Genomic DNA, 15349 nt, shown 5'->3' with positions numbered 1-15349 from the left:
TCATTATATAAATGCTTATCGTATAATATTTATGACATTTTATGAAGACATAATTTCTTAACTGCTTCTTCAATTTGGTGTAAACCTTTACCAATACTACTGTCTACGGCTATGGTAATTGCTCCTTCAACTAGTGCAACGTCTAAAACCTTCACATTACTTTGCATTTCATCTGTTAATGATTCAATCGCCATTTGAGCATTCATGCATGCACTACCAAGGTCAAATAATACAACAACCCCGTCCTCAGAGTACACTTGTTTTATTGCTAAAATGATCCTTTCTAAATCCGTTCCAAGTTCATTATCGCTAGTCCCACCAGCGGATGCAATAGGTACATTTTTTGCCATTTGAAGTGCTAATTCTTTTACTCCTTCTGCTACCTTTCTACTATGTGAAACTATCACAATTCCTACCATTTATTACACCTTACTTTCATTTATGTTTTTTACTTCTTCAAAAATAGTATTTAATATTAAATAACTTGAAGTTGCACCTGCATCTTGATGACCAATACTTCTTTCACCAAGATAACTAGCTCTTCCTTTAGTAGCAATTATAGCTTTCGTATATTCAACACCTTGCATTGCAGCATCTTTTGAAATTTTCAGAATCTCGAGTGCTGTTTGCCCTGCATTATCTGCTTTTTTCATAGCAACAATCGCTGGTGCTAAGGCATCAATCATTGTTTTTTCTCCCCTTTGAGCTTTTCCACGCATCATAACTCCACTAAGGGCAGCTTCGAGTATCTTAATATAATCTTTAACATCAATATCCGATTTACCATTAATGGCGGCCGCCGCTTTCATAAATGCTGTGCCGTATAATGGTCCTGCTGCTCCTCCGACATTCGACACTAGTGCCATGCCAGTTTTCTTAAGAATAACTCCGATATCAAGTCCATCATCATCCTTTAATTTTGTTACAACTGCATTAAATCCTTTATTCATGTTTATTCCATGATCTCCATCACCTATAGCTGCATCTAGCTCGCTTAAATAAATCTTATTTTCTTCAAGTACTTCTGCTATTTTATTTAAAATTGATATTACTTGTAATCCTGTAATGCTCATTTTTTTCACATCCTTCCTTATATTTAAGCATTTTCATTTTACATATCTTAATTTGTTATGTTACTATAACGCTTTTAATGCTGGTGTATCTGCCTGTGCATCCAAAAGAACTTTTAATTCATCATCTAGTTTTAAAAGCGTAACTGAACATCCTGTCATTTCAAGAGAAGTCATAAATTCGCCTACAAAAGTTTTATAAACTTTTATCCCCTTTTCTTCTAATATCTTATAAACTTTTCTATTGACGATATACAACTCCATTAATGGAGTAGATGCAAGACCATTAACCATAACAGCAACCTCATCTCCGCCCGTAAGTGTCATATCAGTTAATATTTTATCTACCATATGATCTACTAGTTCATCAACAGGTTTAATTGTTTGTCTATGAGTACCTGGCTCTCCATGAATACCAATACCAATTTCGATTTCATCCTCAGCTAAAGTAAAGTTAGGTTTTCCAAGCGCAGGTACTATGCAAGGTGTTAATGCAATTCCCATACTTCGTACGTTATCAATTACCTTTTGTGCTACCGCCTTAACTTCTTCTAAATTTGCTCCTGTTTCTGCTTTTGCACCAGCTATTTTATGCACAAATACAGTTCCAGCTACCCCACGTCTTCCTGCTGTAAAAAGACTATTCTCAACTGCCACATCGTCATTAACAACTACACTTGCAACTTTTATACCATCTATTTGCGCCATTTCACTTGCCATTTCAAAATTCATTACATCTCCTGTATAGTTTTTAACAACTAAAAGAACTCCTGCTCCTCCATTAACTGCTTTTATAGCTTCATATATTGGATCTGGAGCAGGTGACGTAAATACCGGCCCTAAAACCGCTGCATTTAGCATTCCTTTTCCTACATAACCTGCATGTGCTGGTTCATGACCACTTCCCCCTCCACTAACTAAAGCAACTTTCCCGGATATCGGTGAAACTTTTCTAACAATTACGTCCACATTTTCAAGTTTTCTAATATAAGTTGGATGTGCCATTACCATACCTTCTAACATCTCTTCAACAACAGATTCTGGGTTATTAATTAATTTTTTCATTTATACTCTCCTCCATTCGTTATAAAGTTAATCATACCTTATATCTTCTACAAACGAGCGAGCATTCCTCCAAATATTCAGACTATTTATTCTAAAGTTTGAATATGTCCCAAAAATATTAAGGCAACAATAATTTTATATTTATGTTCAAAGATTTTTAATTTTACTTAGAAGCTTGTGTGCTCTTCATAGCTGCCTGCACCTTTGTGTTTATTGTATTAGCTTGCACTTGAGTGATCACTTTGCTAGTAACTAATGACGCTAATTGATTATTTTTAGAATTTGATCCCTCTGTTGGTTTTGTACCACTTGGTTTCTCACCATTTGCAGGTGCACTACCAGTTGGTTTTTCGCCGCCCTCTTTGGCTGTCCCACTCGGTTTTTCAACACTCGGCATAGCTTTTGCGACTACAGCAAGAACTTTATCAGACTGAACTTGTGTTATTGTTTTATCCGTTACTAACGCTTTAAGAACAGTTGTGTACGTTGTTTTCATTGTCGATGAATCAGGTTTTGCTGTTTCTGTAGTTGCTGCTGTTTTAGTTGCCGCAGTTGTTGTAGTCGCTGCCGTTGTTGATGTCGTAGTTGCTGATGTTGTTTTTGAACCACATCCAACAAACATTGCCATAGTGATAGAAGAAGCTATTAATATTGATGTTATTTTTTTAGCATTTTTCATTTTTGCACCATCCATTTTAGTTTATTATTTTTTTCGCATTCACAATAAAACATTTAATAAGTTTCTATATATTTATAATAACAGTTAATTATTGCAAAATAATCAAATAAATATGTAAACTTTATGTGGATTTATATATCTTAAGATTATTTATATTTTACTATTTAATCTATTAAGTGATTAGAATCTGATAAATTGTCTATAATCTAAATAGACCAACCTATTATTTGATTAAAAATTTAATAAACTGATTAAAACAATACTGCACTGGGTTCCCCCTAAGTGCAGTATTGTTTTTATTTTATGTAAATTGCAATCAATTTTATTTCTATATCCAATTTACAGAAAAACAGGTATTGCTCATTATTTGAAATATATATATTACTTAAAATTTGTTTTTACTATATCTACTTCTGAAAACAATAAAAATACCAATAAACACCAATATAATATTTACCCATCTAAAATTTAATGGAAAGAAAGTAAACAAATAATAATTCTGCATGTTAAACAGTAGTTTAAATGGTAACTCAGTATAAATAAAAGCATAATATAAAGCTGCCAATGCAAACACTATAATTGCTGATGTGATATATCTCGTTTTACGCTTTTCAGATAAAATAACGCTTTCCCTTTTAATCTTAATAACTAATACTGCCACTAACAATAAAAGAATCATAGACAATGTTACTATTATGTTGAAAACCATCTTGCTAATTTGCTTCATTTGAGTATCAATAACCTTTTCGCCAATAACTCTTTCACCCCATTTTTCCATTAAATCGTATGTCATGTAATAGGATTTATCTGAATTTGTAAGTATCACCATTCCGTTTTTACTAACAGGTTCAAAAGCCATTTGTGCATTCCATCCTGTTAATGTTCCATTATGTTCATAAACGATTTTGCCGTTTTTAAGTTCTCTTGGAATAATTCCTAAAGCATATAATCCCCCTACACTTTGTGTGTTTTTCTGTGGTTTGAACATTTCTCTGTTACCATTATTATAGTAATCCATTAACTTAACTACAAATCGTGCCAAGTCTGTCGCTGTAGTTGAAACACCACCGCCACCATTCATAACAATTGGTGTTATCCCAATTGGCTTACTTTTCCCTGCATAAGGAGTTGCAAATTTTCCGTTTGAGTTCCAATTTTTATAGCTTGTATGCTCCATACCTAATGGTTTGAATATATTGCTTTCCATATATTCTTCAAACTTAGAACTTACGGCTTCTTCAATAATAAGCTGGCAGATACCGAATCCTGCGAACTCTGAATATTCAAATATTTTGCCCGGTTCTCTTTTTAATTTAACATCTCTACTTTTCAAGGCCTCATCAATTGTGGGTAATGGCTCTTTATAACCACACTCGTCACTTCCTTTTATGCCACTTGTATGAGACATAAGAGTTCTAATAGTTACTTTGTTTTCGTCAAATTTAGTGTGGGGAAGCTTCCATTTGGTTAAATATGTATTTATCGGAGTGTCTAAATCCAATTTACCCTCATCAACTAATTTCATTACAGCATATGCGGTTATTGTCTTTGAAATTGATGCAATTTTAAACTGGGTTTCGTCTGTAATCGCAACTTTTTTTTCAACATTTGCATATCCGTAATTTCTTACCTCGCTAATAACACCGTTTTTTATAATTACAACAGCCGCACCTTGTGGATTGTATTGGTTTACTAAATTATCAATATAATCCTTTCCATTATTAAATCTTGTTATTGCTACCGCTATAATGCTTACTAACAATAATATAATTGCAACATTCTTTATTACTATCTTTTTCTTCATTTTCATTCTCTCTTTCTGTATAGTTTATATACTGTATATATTCTAAACTCATTGTCCTGTTTAATCCCCATTATCCAAAATATCAGATATGGGGATATTTTTATTTATTTGAAATTTGTTCATCCAAAAAACTTTCAAAATCTTTTAAAATTTCTACTAAATCGTTATAAGAGTTTTCATCCATTTCTCTTAATTTTTTAAAAACTTTATCATTTGCCATGTCGTGAAATTTTTTATGGCCTTTATAAGCTTTTTTCCCAAGCTCAGTTAATGTAAGAGAAACCTCAGAATCAGAAATTTTAGAAATACTTTTTTCTACTAATCCTTTATCAACTAATTTATAAACCATTTGCGACACAGCACCTTTAGTTTTCTGCCTAATAGCTGATAATCCAGTTATGTTAATTCCTTCATTATTACCAATGCCTTCTATTGTATGAATTTCTACCTGTGTTAAAAGGACTCCCGTATTGTAATCCTTGGAAATTTTTTCTGTTCCTATATACTTGTAAATAATTTGTTCCATGGTATTTGCAACCAAAGTGTAATCCCTCATATAAGCCTCCATTTATGTATAGTTTATATACTGTTTAGTTACTATATAGTATACATCAAAAAATTCTTTTGTCAATATGGTTAGCGTCAGCATTTTGCATTATTACGCACTACCCAAACAGCTTATATATAAATTACCTGATAACAAAATACTGTTTCTACATCATATTCCATTATCATATTAACATTAATACTCTTATATTGTAATCCATATCCAATTCACAGAGAATATACAAAAAGCTAAAATACATCTTTAAAGATATAAGGCAAAGCAGTTTATGAGAATTATAAAAAATGTTGCTTTTCCATTCCAGTTAGGAATACTTTCTTCTTCAAACTCCTTAGCTATTCTATTTGGTCCTTTACCATCAAGGCAATCTTTATAAATTCTTCTTACAATCTTAGCTTATTTTTCATTAATAATAAAGTTTCCTTCTGCATCCTTGTCATATCCTAAAATTTTTGTACAACTTACAGTAACCCTTCCTTGTTCAAATTTTCTTCTTATTCTCCAGGTAGAGTTTTCAGATATACTTCTACTCTCATCCTGGCACGAGTGGATAGCAAGTAAGTCTTATACCCACTGTCCTTATCGGAAACTGGTCAACTCCATTTTTACAGTTTTGGTCGTTGACGGGAATATGTCCACTGTTTATGGCCAAATATATCCACTTCGTTATAGCCGTAAATTCATGTTTTCACAAGGTAAAAAGGCACATCACACCATTACGTGTAATGCGCCTTTATGTTTACTTCAAGAACTGATATGCAACTTCAAATTTCTTATACTTTTTATATTCACCACTTGCTAATCATTTCAAAGATGCGCCAAATTTTTTCAGTTCATCTTTTTGCTTTTCTGCTCCATTCTCCATGCCATGTGCCGTGAATACTCCCATATCCTCCAGACCAAGGTAGTCTAAGAAATCTCCTTTGAAAGAAAACAATGCCCCATCGTACATATTGGCATCCCCGGAACTTAAAATCATAGCAACCTTTTTCAAATGCGGTGGTTTTTGCGGATAAGCCGCAGAATAGAACCGATCAATCACACATTTTAATTGACCAGATAATCCATGGTAATAAATTGGGGATGCCAACACAATCATATCCGCTTCCTTTAACAGCACATATATCTCCTGCATATCGTCCTTTTGTACACACGTTCCGTGTCCTTTCATGTGACAATACTCACAGGCAAGGCAACCTGAGATCCTTTTCTTGCATACATCAATCACATCAACCTTATGACCTGCACCTGTTGCTCCTTCTTCAAAAGCAGTAACCATCTGTTTTGTACTGCCATTTGGTCTGGGGCTTCCATTTAGCACTAATATCTTCATAGAAATCTCCTTTCACTTAATACCAATCATACTTCCACATTTTCGGAACTTACTTTGATTCTCATTGCATCCTCCATTGGTTCTTCTTGACTTTCCGAACTGATTGCTTCTTGATTTTCTTTTTTGCATCATTCTCATTCAATGTTTCATTCTTTGAAGCGCTACACCCCGATAAGAACAGTACCTGCAATACAAAAATCAAAAGTAATGACACGGACTTAAACTTAGTTCTTGGCAACTCCACTCCTCCTTTCACCTAGAAAAGGTTCACTGGACCTTTTCCACGGATGCTTGGCAACAAAGCTCCCGGCAAAAGCGCAAAGCCATGCCGAGAGTCCTTTTTGGTTTTATAATCTGCTTTTACCTGTAGCTTTTTTCGAACATGCCTGCAACATCTTTATCTGTAATATCTAGTGGAGTTGCTGGATATAATCCTCCCTGCATGGTTCTTGCACCAACAGCCAATGTCATGGCTTCAGATTTTTCAAATCCATAATCACTCATTTTCAAATCATCCACGCCACAGTCCTTCTGAAGTTTCAAAAGAGCTGTGCTAAAGTCCTCCGGCTTGTCTGCATTGGTGATTCCTATCGCTTTAGCCATCTTAATAAACTGTTCATCACAGGCATGATGCTCCACGAAAAAACTGTAAAAAGCTTCTGAAATCATAATAAGTCCCGCACCGTGAGGCAGATTGTGATGATAAGCACTCATGGAATGCTCCATACTGTGAGCCGCTGTGGTACTGGTCAGCTGCATCGTCATGCCTGCAACAGTACTGCCAAATGCAACATGCTCACGAGCTTCCAGATTTTTTCCGTCCTTTACCGCAATCGGAAGGTATTTTGCAATGCTCTCGATTGCTGCAAGGGCAATGGTTTCACTCATGATATTGACCCCTCTAGAAATCATGACCTCTGTGTTATGAAACAATGCATCAAAACCCTGATAAGCAGTATATTTTGAAGGTATAGTTATCATCAATTCCGGATCTACGATGGCAATCACTGGTGTCAGCATTGCATCACCAAAACCGATTTTTTCATTTGTCTCAAGATTTGAAATAACACCAAAGCCGTTCAGTTCAGAACCTGTCCCTGATGTTGTCGCAATAGCTACGATTGGTAATCCGGGATTTACAAGAGGCTGTCCCTTACCGGTACCACCATACACATGATTCCAGAGATCACCACTATTCATTGCCATCGCTGCAATGGCCGCAGAAGAATCAATGACCGCGCCGCCACCTAAAGCAACAATGAAATCACAATTGTTTTCTCTGGCAACTGCTGCGCCTTCCATAATAACTTCCTTTACAGGATTTTCCATGATCTTGTCAAAAATTATGCTTTCCACATTAGCCTTGTTAAGCTGCGCAAGGGTACGATCCAGATAGCCATTTGCACGGGTGGATTTGCCGTTTGAGATTAGCACCATTGCCTTTTTCCCTGGCATTTTCTGTTCGCCAAGTTTATCCAAGCTTCCTGCACCAAATACCAGGTTTGTAGGGTTTGAAAAATTAAAATTCATCATATTCATTTTGATTTCCTCCAAAATTATTCTTTATTTGTTTTGTGCTTTTAGATTCTATTGCTATGCCAATTCAACTGTAAACGTGACTGTATCCGGTAAATCTTTCACCAACTGGAGATTTTCTTCATCAATATGACCAATAATCATCATGTCGGAATATGCTTGGGACTGTTCTTCTCCACCATAAAGCAGTGCAAACCATCCTCCGGCCAAATTGATATCTCCGTTTTTCCAACCTGTTTGTTTTTCACTTGATTTTGATTTTCCTTCACTTGCCACACAACAGTAATCAATCCCAGAATCTGTTCCTTTTACGGCAAATGGCATCCTTGTCTCAAAATCTTTCGCAGCTACCGTAACGTTTAGCGTTGCTGGAATTATAACGTTTCCAGCTTTGATTACAATATTTTTCATCTTCGAATTCTCCCATCACATTGACTATTTCAGATTTTCCATATAGCACGGGTCAAAGGTAAGAACCACAAAGCCCCTCCGTGCAAGTTCATTTCCATATACACATGGTCCTTACTCATAATTTGTAATCTCCTTCATTCATCTAAAGTTGTTTCTTCTTGATTTGAAACAGTAGAAAATCAAGACTATCGATTTCTTTTTCTGAAGCTCTCACAGTATCTAATAGCTTTGTTCTGTATGGTGCCAACAAAGCAGGAATTTCCTCTATCCGATTCTCCAAGAAAAGTATCTCACATTGTTTTATTGTTTCTTCATCGCATCCTGCATCTACCAGATTTTGATATAGGATTCCATGTCGATCAGATGCTTCTGCCACCAGATCACCTCCTCTTGAATATGCTCATTATATTTCTTTCTTCTGAAATTATCCAATATCGTTTTTTCATATCCAGTTATTCTTGAAATGAATATCTGTTTTTGATATACTTGATTGAGCAAAAGAATATTTTTAAAAAGGAGATTCATATGGAAATTCGTATCTTACGAAATTTTTTAGAAATAGCAAGAGAAGAGAATATGACAAGAGCTGCCGAGAGACTCCACATTTCACAGCCTTCTCTTTCAAAGCAGATGAAAGTATTAGAGAGTGAGCTTGGTAAAAAGCTGTTTATCCGAAGTAACTACAACCTCCATCTGACAGATGAGGGAATGCTGCTTCGAAAGCGAGCAGAAGATTTATTAGACCTGTCTGATAAAATTATCCATGAATTTAAGTCTTTGGACGATATTACCGGGGGCGATATTTATCTGGGGTGTGCTGAATCCTATTTAATTAAATATCTCGCAATGGCCATCAAAAGTCTCCAAACACACCATCCCCAGATTCGCTACCACATTACCAGTGGAGATACCGTACTTGTGGCAGAACAGCTGGATAAAGGATTACTGGATTTTGCATTTATTGTGGAACCACCAAATCTGTCGAAATACAACTACCTGGAAATTCCTGAAACAGATACCTTCGGATTACTATTGAAAAAAGACCATCCACTGTCAAACAAACCATGTTTAACTGTAGATGATCTTCTTCCTTATGCCATTTTCTGTTCCGAACAAAGCATCCACTCTGACCTTACCAGGTGGTGTGGTGAGAAAATTGATCAGATGAATATATCCGCAACCTTCAATCTCACAAATAATGCCGCTGTATTCGTGCGGGAAGGACTTGGGCTTGCCCTTACCTTTGACAAATTGCTTGAAATCTCTGATAGTTCCAGTCTTTGCTTTCGCCCCTTAAGTCCTACTCTGGAAGTAAAAATGTATATCATCTGGAAAAAATACCAGGTTTTCACTCCGGCAGCCTCGTTGCTTTTAGAAGAAATGAAGCATATGCTACAAAAGTAGCAACTTATTGCAAAAAATCCTTGTCTTAATATTCCATATTACTATTTAATTCTGTCTTCTCACATCTAGGCTGATGCCAGATTTGAATTCACCACAAGTTTCTCATCGTAGACCGTAACCTTCTCAATCAGCCTGCGTACCAGCTGTTCATCATAGGCTTCAATCTCCGATGGCTACTCGTCCAGAAATCCTTTCATTTCTTCAATCCGCTTTTTCAATTGCTTCTCTTTTCTGTTTGGAATCCACTTTGGCATACATTTCAGTTACTTGAACAGAATAATGTCCCAAAATATCCCTAATGTATATTAAATTCACTCCTGACTGTAGTAAATGCATTGCTTTCGAATGCCTCAGTAAATCCAAACGTTTGGATTTTTTAAGGCACACCTATGCCACAAAATTATTTGAAAGAAATACTAAATTGAAAACTGTATCTGAACTACTTGGCCATAGCAATATTGCTATAACCGCAGATATATATACCCATGTTATGCCAAAAGGAAAAAATGATGCAGCTGAATCTATTAATGACCTATTTGATTGATGATTTTTGTGAGTTAATAATGCTATTTTTTTTTATACTTTTCTAGTGTGGGAAAAGTGTGTTAAATAAAAAAAATAGCAAGTTCTACATTTCTGTAAAGCTTGCTATATCATAGTTTATGGTGCGCCCAGAGGGAGTCGAACCCACGACCTTCAGATTCGAAGTCTGCAACTCTATCCATCTGAGCTATGGGCGCATAATAAATTAATTTTTAAAAAGTCCTTAGTATAAATACTAAAGACTTTTTTTGGAGCGGGTAGAGGGAATCGAACCCTCATAATTAGCTTGGAAGGCTAACACTCTACCACTGAGTTATACCCGCATATTTTGGAGCGGAAGACGAGATTCGAACTCGCGACGTCCACCTTGGCAAGGTGGCACTCTACCACTGAGCTACTTCCGCATGTATAATTTCTAAATAATGACTTGCCTTATAAATAGTAATGGTGCAGGTGAAGGGAGTTGAACCCATACACCCGAAGGCGCTAGATCCTAAGTCTAGTGCGTCTGCCAATTCCGCCACACCTGCATATTATTACTATTTTGGTGGCTTACCGGAGAATCGAACTCCGGACACCATGATTAAAAGTCATGTGCTCTACCAACTGAGCTAGTAAACCATATTAATTTATAGCAAACATAAATTTGAAAATGGGGTGGACGATGGGACTCGAACCCACGACAACCAGTACCACAAACTGGCGCTCTACCAACTGAACTACGTCCACCATATGGTGCGTCTTAAGGGATTCGAACCCCCGGCCCACGCCTTAGAAGGGCGTTGCTCTATCCAACTGAGCTAAAGACGCATATTAAGTAAAAATGGAGCGGGTAGAGGGAATCGAACCCTCATAATTAGCTTGGAAGGCTAACACTCTACCACTGAGTTATACCCGCTTGTTAATTTAAATGGTCGGGGTGACAGGGATTGAACCTGCGACCTCATGGTCCCAAACCACGCGCGCTCCCAGCTGCGCTACACCCCGGCAAAATTTAAATGGTGCGCCATCGGGGTCTTGAACCCCGGACACCCTGATTAAGAGTCAGGTGCTCTACCAACTGAGCTAATGACACATATTTTGGTGAATCTTAAAGAATTTAATCCTTTATGCCTAAGACATTGCTCTATCAAACTGAGCAAATATGCTTGGATCTTTAATATGTAATAACATACTTGGAGCGGGAGACGAGATTCGAACTCGCGACGTTCACCTTGGCAAGGTGACGCTCTACCACTGAGCCACCCCCGCATGTATGATTTAAATATTAATTTAAAATAGTAATGGTGCAGGTGAAGGGAGTTGAACCCATACACCCGAAGGCGCTAGATCCTAAGTCTAGTGCGTCTGCCAATTCCGCCACACCTGCATATTTTTACTATTTTGGTGGCTTACCGGAGAATCGAACTCCGGACACCATGATTAAAAGTCATGTGCTCTACCAACTGAGCTAGTAAACCATAATGGCTGGGATAGCAGGATTTGAACCTACGAATGCCACAGTCAAAGTGTGGTGCCTTACCGCTTGGCGATATCCCAATTGTAAATGGGGTGGACGATGGGACTCGAACCCACGACAACCAGTACCACAAACTGGCGCTCTACCAACTGAACTACGTCCACCATATGGTGCGTCTTAAGGGATTCGAACCCCCGGCCCACGCCTTAGAAGGGCGTTGCTCTATCCAACTGAGCTAAAGACGCATATTTGGAGCGGGTAGAGGGAATCGAACCCTCGTAATTAGCTTGGAAGGCTAACACTCTACCATTGAGTTATACCCGCTTATTAATTTAAATGGTCGGGGTGACAGGGATTGAACCTGCGACCTCATGGTCCCAAACCACGCGCGCTCCCAGCTGCGCTACACCCCGATATTCATTAAATATCTATAAAATCATTTAATGTTCTAAATTAACTTTCTCGTCTTATACATTTTATTTAATGAATTTTTCCGACGACATGGATTATTTTACACCATATATATTAATACGTCAATACCTTTTTTATAACTTTTATATATTTAAATAAGAACGCAGTCTTATTATGCAAATAAATGTTACATTTCATACTAAGTTCACATGTAAATACCCTTCTAAATTATTAAATTAAAATCTTATCACCTTTGGTTCTATATTTCCCTTACTAATACTTATAATAGCGTAACTCCTATCCCCATCTCTTGGAAGCGATGCACTACCAGGATTTATATACCATATCCCTTCTTCAAAATCTATTTTTGCAATATGTGTGTGTCCATATAAAACTATGTCAGCCCCTGTTTCTAAAGCTTTATACCTAAGTCCAGATAAATTTTCTTTTACACCATATCTATGTCCATGTGTTAAAAATATCTTTTTCCCACCAACTTCTAAAAACCTATCACTTGGTACACTTGCAGAAAAATCACAATTTCCTTTTACATTTATTATTTCACCCTTATAATACTTTTTTATATTAGCTATGTCATCTACATTATCGCCTAAGTGAATTAACACATCTACTCCCTTTATCTCCTTCTCTAGCCTCTCTATGCTACTAATAACCATATGTGTATCACTTATAACACCTATGTGCATTTTGAATCACCTCTTCACTAATAAATCGTAATTTTTACTTATATTTTTTAGGTTGCCAATAATTATATTTACTACACTAAATCTTTAAGTTCAGTTTTTAACTTATTTAATGCTCTTCCCCTATGACTAATAGCATTTTTGACCTCAGCATTCATCTGAGCAAATGTTTTTTTGTATTCTTCCACATAAAATAATGGGTCGTACCCAAACCCTTCATCACCTATAAATTCAGATGTGATTACTCCATCCACTTCACCCTGCACTTTTATTATTTTATCTACATTAACTATAAGTACCATTGCACAAATAAATTTAGCCTTTCGCTCCTGCTCACTTGCACCATCTAAAAGATATAATAATTTTTTATTATTTGCTTTGGTATCTCCATGAACACCCGCAAACCTCGCTGAAAAAACTCCCGGTGCTCCATTTAATGATTCCACAGCTAACCCTGAGTCATCCGCGAGTACCATGTTCCCGTCAGCTATCTTGTAAATTTCACTAGCCTTTATGTATGCATTATCAATAAATGTACTTCCTGTTTCGTCTACATCTATATTAATATTAGCTTCTTTTAGAGATAATATTTCAAAATCAAACTCTGATAAAATTTCCTTTATCTCTCCAATTTTATGATCATTATTACTGGCAATTATTATTTTCTTCATACTTATCCCCTTTATCTATATTACCTATAGTTCTCTTTTATTATTATCTATTATTTGTTTTAAATCATCCCAATTTAATTTTGAAGCCTTCATTCAAATTTTCCTTACTAATTTGATAAAACTAGCACATTTTGCTAAACGTAATCATATTATCTATATAAGGACTAATATATGGTGGTGATATAATGAATTTTCTAGGACCTTTTTTAAGAGTCAATACATTGAACAAAAATAACATAAGAAATCAATTTTTCTACTTATCAAAAGAATCATTAAAAGATATAGTTTTTGACTCCAAATGTGGTATATATATTCCAGCGCGAGATTTAAGATCTAAATCCTTTTCTAAGATTGATATTAACACAATTAATTTAAATTCTCCACTTTTATGCGTTTACAAAAAAGCAGATGCTAAACTAAAAATGAAAGAAGGAACATTAAACTGGAATGAAAGTAAGGTAAAAAAAGAAATAACTATTAACAGCAATGCATTCATGACTTTATCATTATTAGAACTCGTAGAATATTATCGTAGCTTTAAGAAAATAGATGATACGAAATATGCATTAAGCTCACTTTATCTTAAGTTATGCAAAGAACAACTAGAATTCTATGCTTCTTATTTTCGAAATAAAGATGGTCTTTTTGTAGATAAAAAAGATATAACAGATCCTATGCAGGAAGAATTCACTTTTGAAGATAAAAACACCAAATTCAAGTTTTCTGATCAAGCTTTTATGATGGCTGCTTACTACAAATACTATTCTTTTGACAATGATGAACAAGAATATGAAAAATTTGCTTTAGACATCCTTGATATGTTCACTTTGTATAAACAAGAAATTTACAATGTTTCATTTGAAGAACTCAACAAGATATGCTTAGCCCTAAACATTTTTTACAAGTACTCCGGCCTTGAAAAATGCGAAAATTTACTAATAGATTTTCTTGATTTACTTATCGATCAATATAATACTAAACCCTCTTTAATTATTAATGCTAAATTAGATTACTCCTGTATGCTTTTTATAAATTGTACACTTATGTATAATAGTACTTACATTCATAAATTTAAAGATACTAGTGATGACTTATATGAAAAGCTCACAAAATTATATGATAGTGAAAAGGGTATATTACTAAAAGAAAGCTCCGAAAAACAAGTAACTTTTACCTCTGATGAAATCATGCTCTACATTTATAGCTTAATGTTATATTCTGATTCTAATACTATAGATGATAACTCAAACATGCTTCAAGATATTTTCAAACACCAAATTTTGGACTCTGGCATAGTCTTAAGTTGGCCTGATTCTCCATCACTGGATGATTCAGAACATTACAGAAATTTCTCGCTTAAGTCTGAAGATCTGATTCAAGACGATAATTTCAGAGCGCCAGAGGCTCCAACACCTGAAAATAATGAATTAGCATCAATATTTATCAAAAATATAGTATACAACAAACGTAAAGAAAACTTTAAACAAAGTAAATCATCTTTTGATAGTAGCAAAAATATGTTTATCTTTTTCTTAACAATATTCTTTCATAATCAATGATACTATAAGTAATTTTTCTTATATTACGCTATAACAAAAGTATATATTGCTGGAATGCTTTCACTTCACCTTGTAATTCTAAAATTCATTTAATTTGCATCTGCTAAAAACCGCAAACTCGCTCTGCTCAAACAT

The 15349-nt window shown here is 35.4% G+C and carries 17 protein-coding genes, 18 tRNA genes and 1 pseudogene; 3 read left to right on the top strand and 33 right to left on the bottom strand.

Annotated features, from left to right (window positions below):
• Positions 1–29: 29 nt before the first annotated feature.
• From dhaM to KPL54_RS01645, 12 genes are all read right to left on the bottom strand, one after another.
• On the bottom strand, positions 30–419 hold the full coding sequence (gene dhaM / locus KPL54_RS01700; protein ID WP_216104016.1) for a dihydroxyacetone kinase phosphoryl donor subunit DhaM: 390 nt from the start codon (positions 417–419) through the stop codon (positions 30–32).
• A 3-nt stretch (positions 420–422) separates the two neighbouring features.
• Positions 423–1073 carry a dihydroxyacetone kinase subunit DhaL gene (dhaL, locus tag KPL54_RS01695; RefSeq protein WP_216104014.1) on the bottom strand — a complete coding sequence of 217 codons (651 nt, stop codon included), beginning with the start codon at positions 1071–1073 and terminating at the stop codon, positions 423–425.
• A gap of 63 nt (positions 1074–1136) precedes the next feature.
• Positions 1137–2135 carry a dihydroxyacetone kinase subunit DhaK gene (dhaK, locus tag KPL54_RS01690; RefSeq protein ID WP_216104012.1) on the bottom strand — a complete coding sequence of 333 codons (999 nt, stop codon included), beginning with the start codon at positions 2133–2135 and terminating at the stop codon, positions 1137–1139.
• Positions 2136–2298: 163 nt separating this feature from the next.
• The gene (locus KPL54_RS01685) at positions 2299–2814 is read right to left on the bottom strand and encodes a hypothetical protein (protein WP_216104005.1); all 516 of its coding nucleotides are present in this window, start codon (positions 2812–2814) and stop codon (positions 2299–2301) included.
• Between the two features lie 385 nt (positions 2815–3199).
• On the bottom strand, positions 3200–4618 hold the full coding sequence (locus KPL54_RS01680) for a serine hydrolase domain-containing protein (RefSeq protein WP_253203299.1): 1419 nt from the start codon (positions 4616–4618) through the stop codon (positions 3200–3202).
• A 100-nt stretch (positions 4619–4718) separates the two neighbouring features.
• Positions 4719–5174: a MarR family winged helix-turn-helix transcriptional regulator gene (locus KPL54_RS01675; RefSeq protein ID WP_216104002.1), complete on the bottom strand. Its 456-nt coding sequence runs from the start codon at positions 5172–5174 to the stop codon at positions 4719–4721.
• A 252-nt stretch (positions 5175–5426) separates the two neighbouring features.
• Complete coding sequence (locus tag KPL54_RS26410; protein WP_309245354.1) at positions 5427–5573, bottom strand: hypothetical protein; 147 nt, start codon at positions 5571–5573, stop codon at positions 5427–5429.
• A gap of 412 nt (positions 5574–5985) precedes the next feature.
• Entirely contained in the window at positions 5986–6516 is a 531-nt protein-coding gene (locus tag KPL54_RS01665; protein ID WP_216104001.1) for a flavodoxin family protein, read from the bottom strand.
• A 61-nt stretch (positions 6517–6577) separates the two neighbouring features.
• Positions 6578–6754, bottom strand: coding sequence for a hypothetical protein (locus tag KPL54_RS01660; RefSeq protein ID WP_216103999.1), 177 nt, complete (start codon positions 6752–6754; stop codon positions 6578–6580).
• Between the two features lie 122 nt (positions 6755–6876).
• The gene (locus KPL54_RS01655) at positions 6877–8046 is read right to left on the bottom strand and encodes an iron-containing alcohol dehydrogenase (RefSeq protein ID WP_375372972.1); all 1170 of its coding nucleotides are present in this window, start codon (positions 8044–8046) and stop codon (positions 6877–6879) included.
• Between the two features lie 63 nt (positions 8047–8109).
• Positions 8110–8463, bottom strand: coding sequence for a cyclophilin-like fold protein (locus KPL54_RS01650; RefSeq protein WP_216103995.1), 354 nt, complete (start codon positions 8461–8463; stop codon positions 8110–8112).
• 142 nt (positions 8464–8605) lie between these two features.
• Entirely contained in the window at positions 8606–8839 is a 234-nt protein-coding gene (locus tag KPL54_RS01645; protein ID WP_216103994.1) for a hypothetical protein, read from the bottom strand.
• Between the two features lie 149 nt (positions 8840–8988).
• Here KPL54_RS01645 and KPL54_RS01640 point away from each other — a divergent pair, with 149 nt between their 5' ends.
• Complete coding sequence (locus KPL54_RS01640; RefSeq protein WP_216103989.1) at positions 8989–9867, top strand: LysR family transcriptional regulator; 879 nt, start codon at positions 8989–8991, stop codon at positions 9865–9867.
• Positions 9868–10074: 207 nt separating this feature from the next.
• Here the strand turns inward: KPL54_RS01640 and KPL54_RS01635 are convergent.
• Positions 10075–10221: pseudogene (locus KPL54_RS01635) on the bottom strand (tyrosine-type recombinase/integrase); the annotation flags it as partial.
• Here KPL54_RS01635 and KPL54_RS01630 point away from each other — a divergent pair.
• The gene (locus KPL54_RS01630) at positions 10166–10411 is read left to right on the top strand and encodes a tyrosine-type recombinase/integrase (protein ID WP_216103988.1); all 246 of its coding nucleotides are present in this window, start codon (positions 10166–10168) and stop codon (positions 10409–10411) included. The pseudogene KPL54_RS01635 and the gene KPL54_RS01630 sit on opposite strands and share 56 nt — an antisense overlap.
• A 119-nt stretch (positions 10412–10530) precedes the next feature.
• Here KPL54_RS01630 and KPL54_RS01625 read toward each other — a convergent pair.
• The 20 genes from KPL54_RS01625 to KPL54_RS01530 all read right to left on the bottom strand — a co-directional run bounded on the left by KPL54_RS01625 (position 10531) and on the right by KPL54_RS01530 (position 13655).
• Positions 10531–10607 (bottom strand) — tRNA-Arg (locus KPL54_RS01625).
• 52 nt (positions 10608–10659) lie between these two features.
• Positions 10660–10733, bottom strand: a tRNA-Gly gene (locus KPL54_RS01620).
• A 6-nt stretch (positions 10734–10739) separates the two neighbouring features.
• Positions 10740–10814: transfer RNA gene (locus KPL54_RS01615), tRNA-Gly, on the bottom strand.
• A 41-nt stretch (positions 10815–10855) separates the two neighbouring features.
• Positions 10856–10940, bottom strand: a tRNA-Leu gene (locus tag KPL54_RS01610).
• 15 nt (positions 10941–10955) lie between these two features.
• Positions 10956–11031 (bottom strand) — tRNA-Lys (locus KPL54_RS01605).
• Positions 11032–11063: 32 nt separating this feature from the next.
• Positions 11064–11139: transfer RNA gene (locus KPL54_RS01600), tRNA-His, on the bottom strand.
• A 4-nt stretch (positions 11140–11143) separates the two neighbouring features.
• Positions 11144–11220 (bottom strand) — tRNA-Arg (locus tag KPL54_RS01595).
• 14 nt (positions 11221–11234) lie between these two features.
• Positions 11235–11308 (bottom strand) — tRNA-Gly (locus KPL54_RS01590).
• Between the two features lie 13 nt (positions 11309–11321).
• Positions 11322–11397 (bottom strand) — tRNA-Pro (locus KPL54_RS01585).
• Positions 11398–11409: 12 nt separating this feature from the next.
• A tRNA-Lys gene (locus KPL54_RS01580) sits at positions 11410–11485 on the bottom strand.
• A 101-nt stretch (positions 11486–11586) separates the two neighbouring features.
• Positions 11587–11661, bottom strand: a tRNA-Gly gene (locus KPL54_RS01575).
• Between the two features lie 33 nt (positions 11662–11694).
• A tRNA-Leu gene (locus tag KPL54_RS01570) sits at positions 11695–11779 on the bottom strand.
• A 15-nt stretch (positions 11780–11794) separates the two neighbouring features.
• A tRNA-Lys gene (locus tag KPL54_RS01565) sits at positions 11795–11870 on the bottom strand.
• Positions 11871–11874: 4 nt separating this feature from the next.
• Positions 11875–11949, bottom strand: a tRNA-Gln gene (locus KPL54_RS01560).
• A gap of 8 nt (positions 11950–11957) precedes the next feature.
• A tRNA-His gene (locus tag KPL54_RS01555) sits at positions 11958–12033 on the bottom strand.
• A 4-nt stretch (positions 12034–12037) separates the two neighbouring features.
• Positions 12038–12114, bottom strand: a tRNA-Arg gene (locus KPL54_RS01550).
• Positions 12115–12119: 5 nt separating this feature from the next.
• Positions 12120–12193: transfer RNA gene (locus KPL54_RS01545), tRNA-Gly, on the bottom strand.
• A gap of 13 nt (positions 12194–12206) precedes the next feature.
• Positions 12207–12282 (bottom strand) — tRNA-Pro (locus KPL54_RS01540).
• A gap of 234 nt (positions 12283–12516) precedes the next feature.
• Positions 12517–12987: a metallophosphoesterase gene (locus tag KPL54_RS01535; RefSeq protein WP_216103986.1), complete on the bottom strand. Its 471-nt coding sequence runs from the start codon at positions 12985–12987 to the stop codon at positions 12517–12519.
• A 71-nt stretch (positions 12988–13058) separates the two neighbouring features.
• Positions 13059–13655, bottom strand: coding sequence for an XTP/dITP diphosphatase (locus tag KPL54_RS01530; RefSeq protein WP_216103984.1), 597 nt, complete (start codon positions 13653–13655; stop codon positions 13059–13061).
• Positions 13656–13840: 185 nt separating this feature from the next.
• On the opposite strand from KPL54_RS01530, the gene KPL54_RS01525 reads away from it, so the two are divergent.
• Positions 13841–15214, top strand: coding sequence for a hypothetical protein (locus KPL54_RS01525; RefSeq protein WP_216103982.1), 1374 nt, complete (start codon positions 13841–13843; stop codon positions 15212–15214).
• Positions 15215–15349: the final 135 nt, after the last annotated feature.

Source organism: Clostridium estertheticum (genome assembly GCF_018861295.1).
GTDB lineage: Bacteria > Bacillota > Clostridia > Clostridiales > Clostridiaceae > Clostridium_AD > Clostridium_AD estertheticum_D.
Note: the sequence above shows the minus strand (reverse complement) of the source record. Positions and strands in the feature narration are given on the sequence as shown.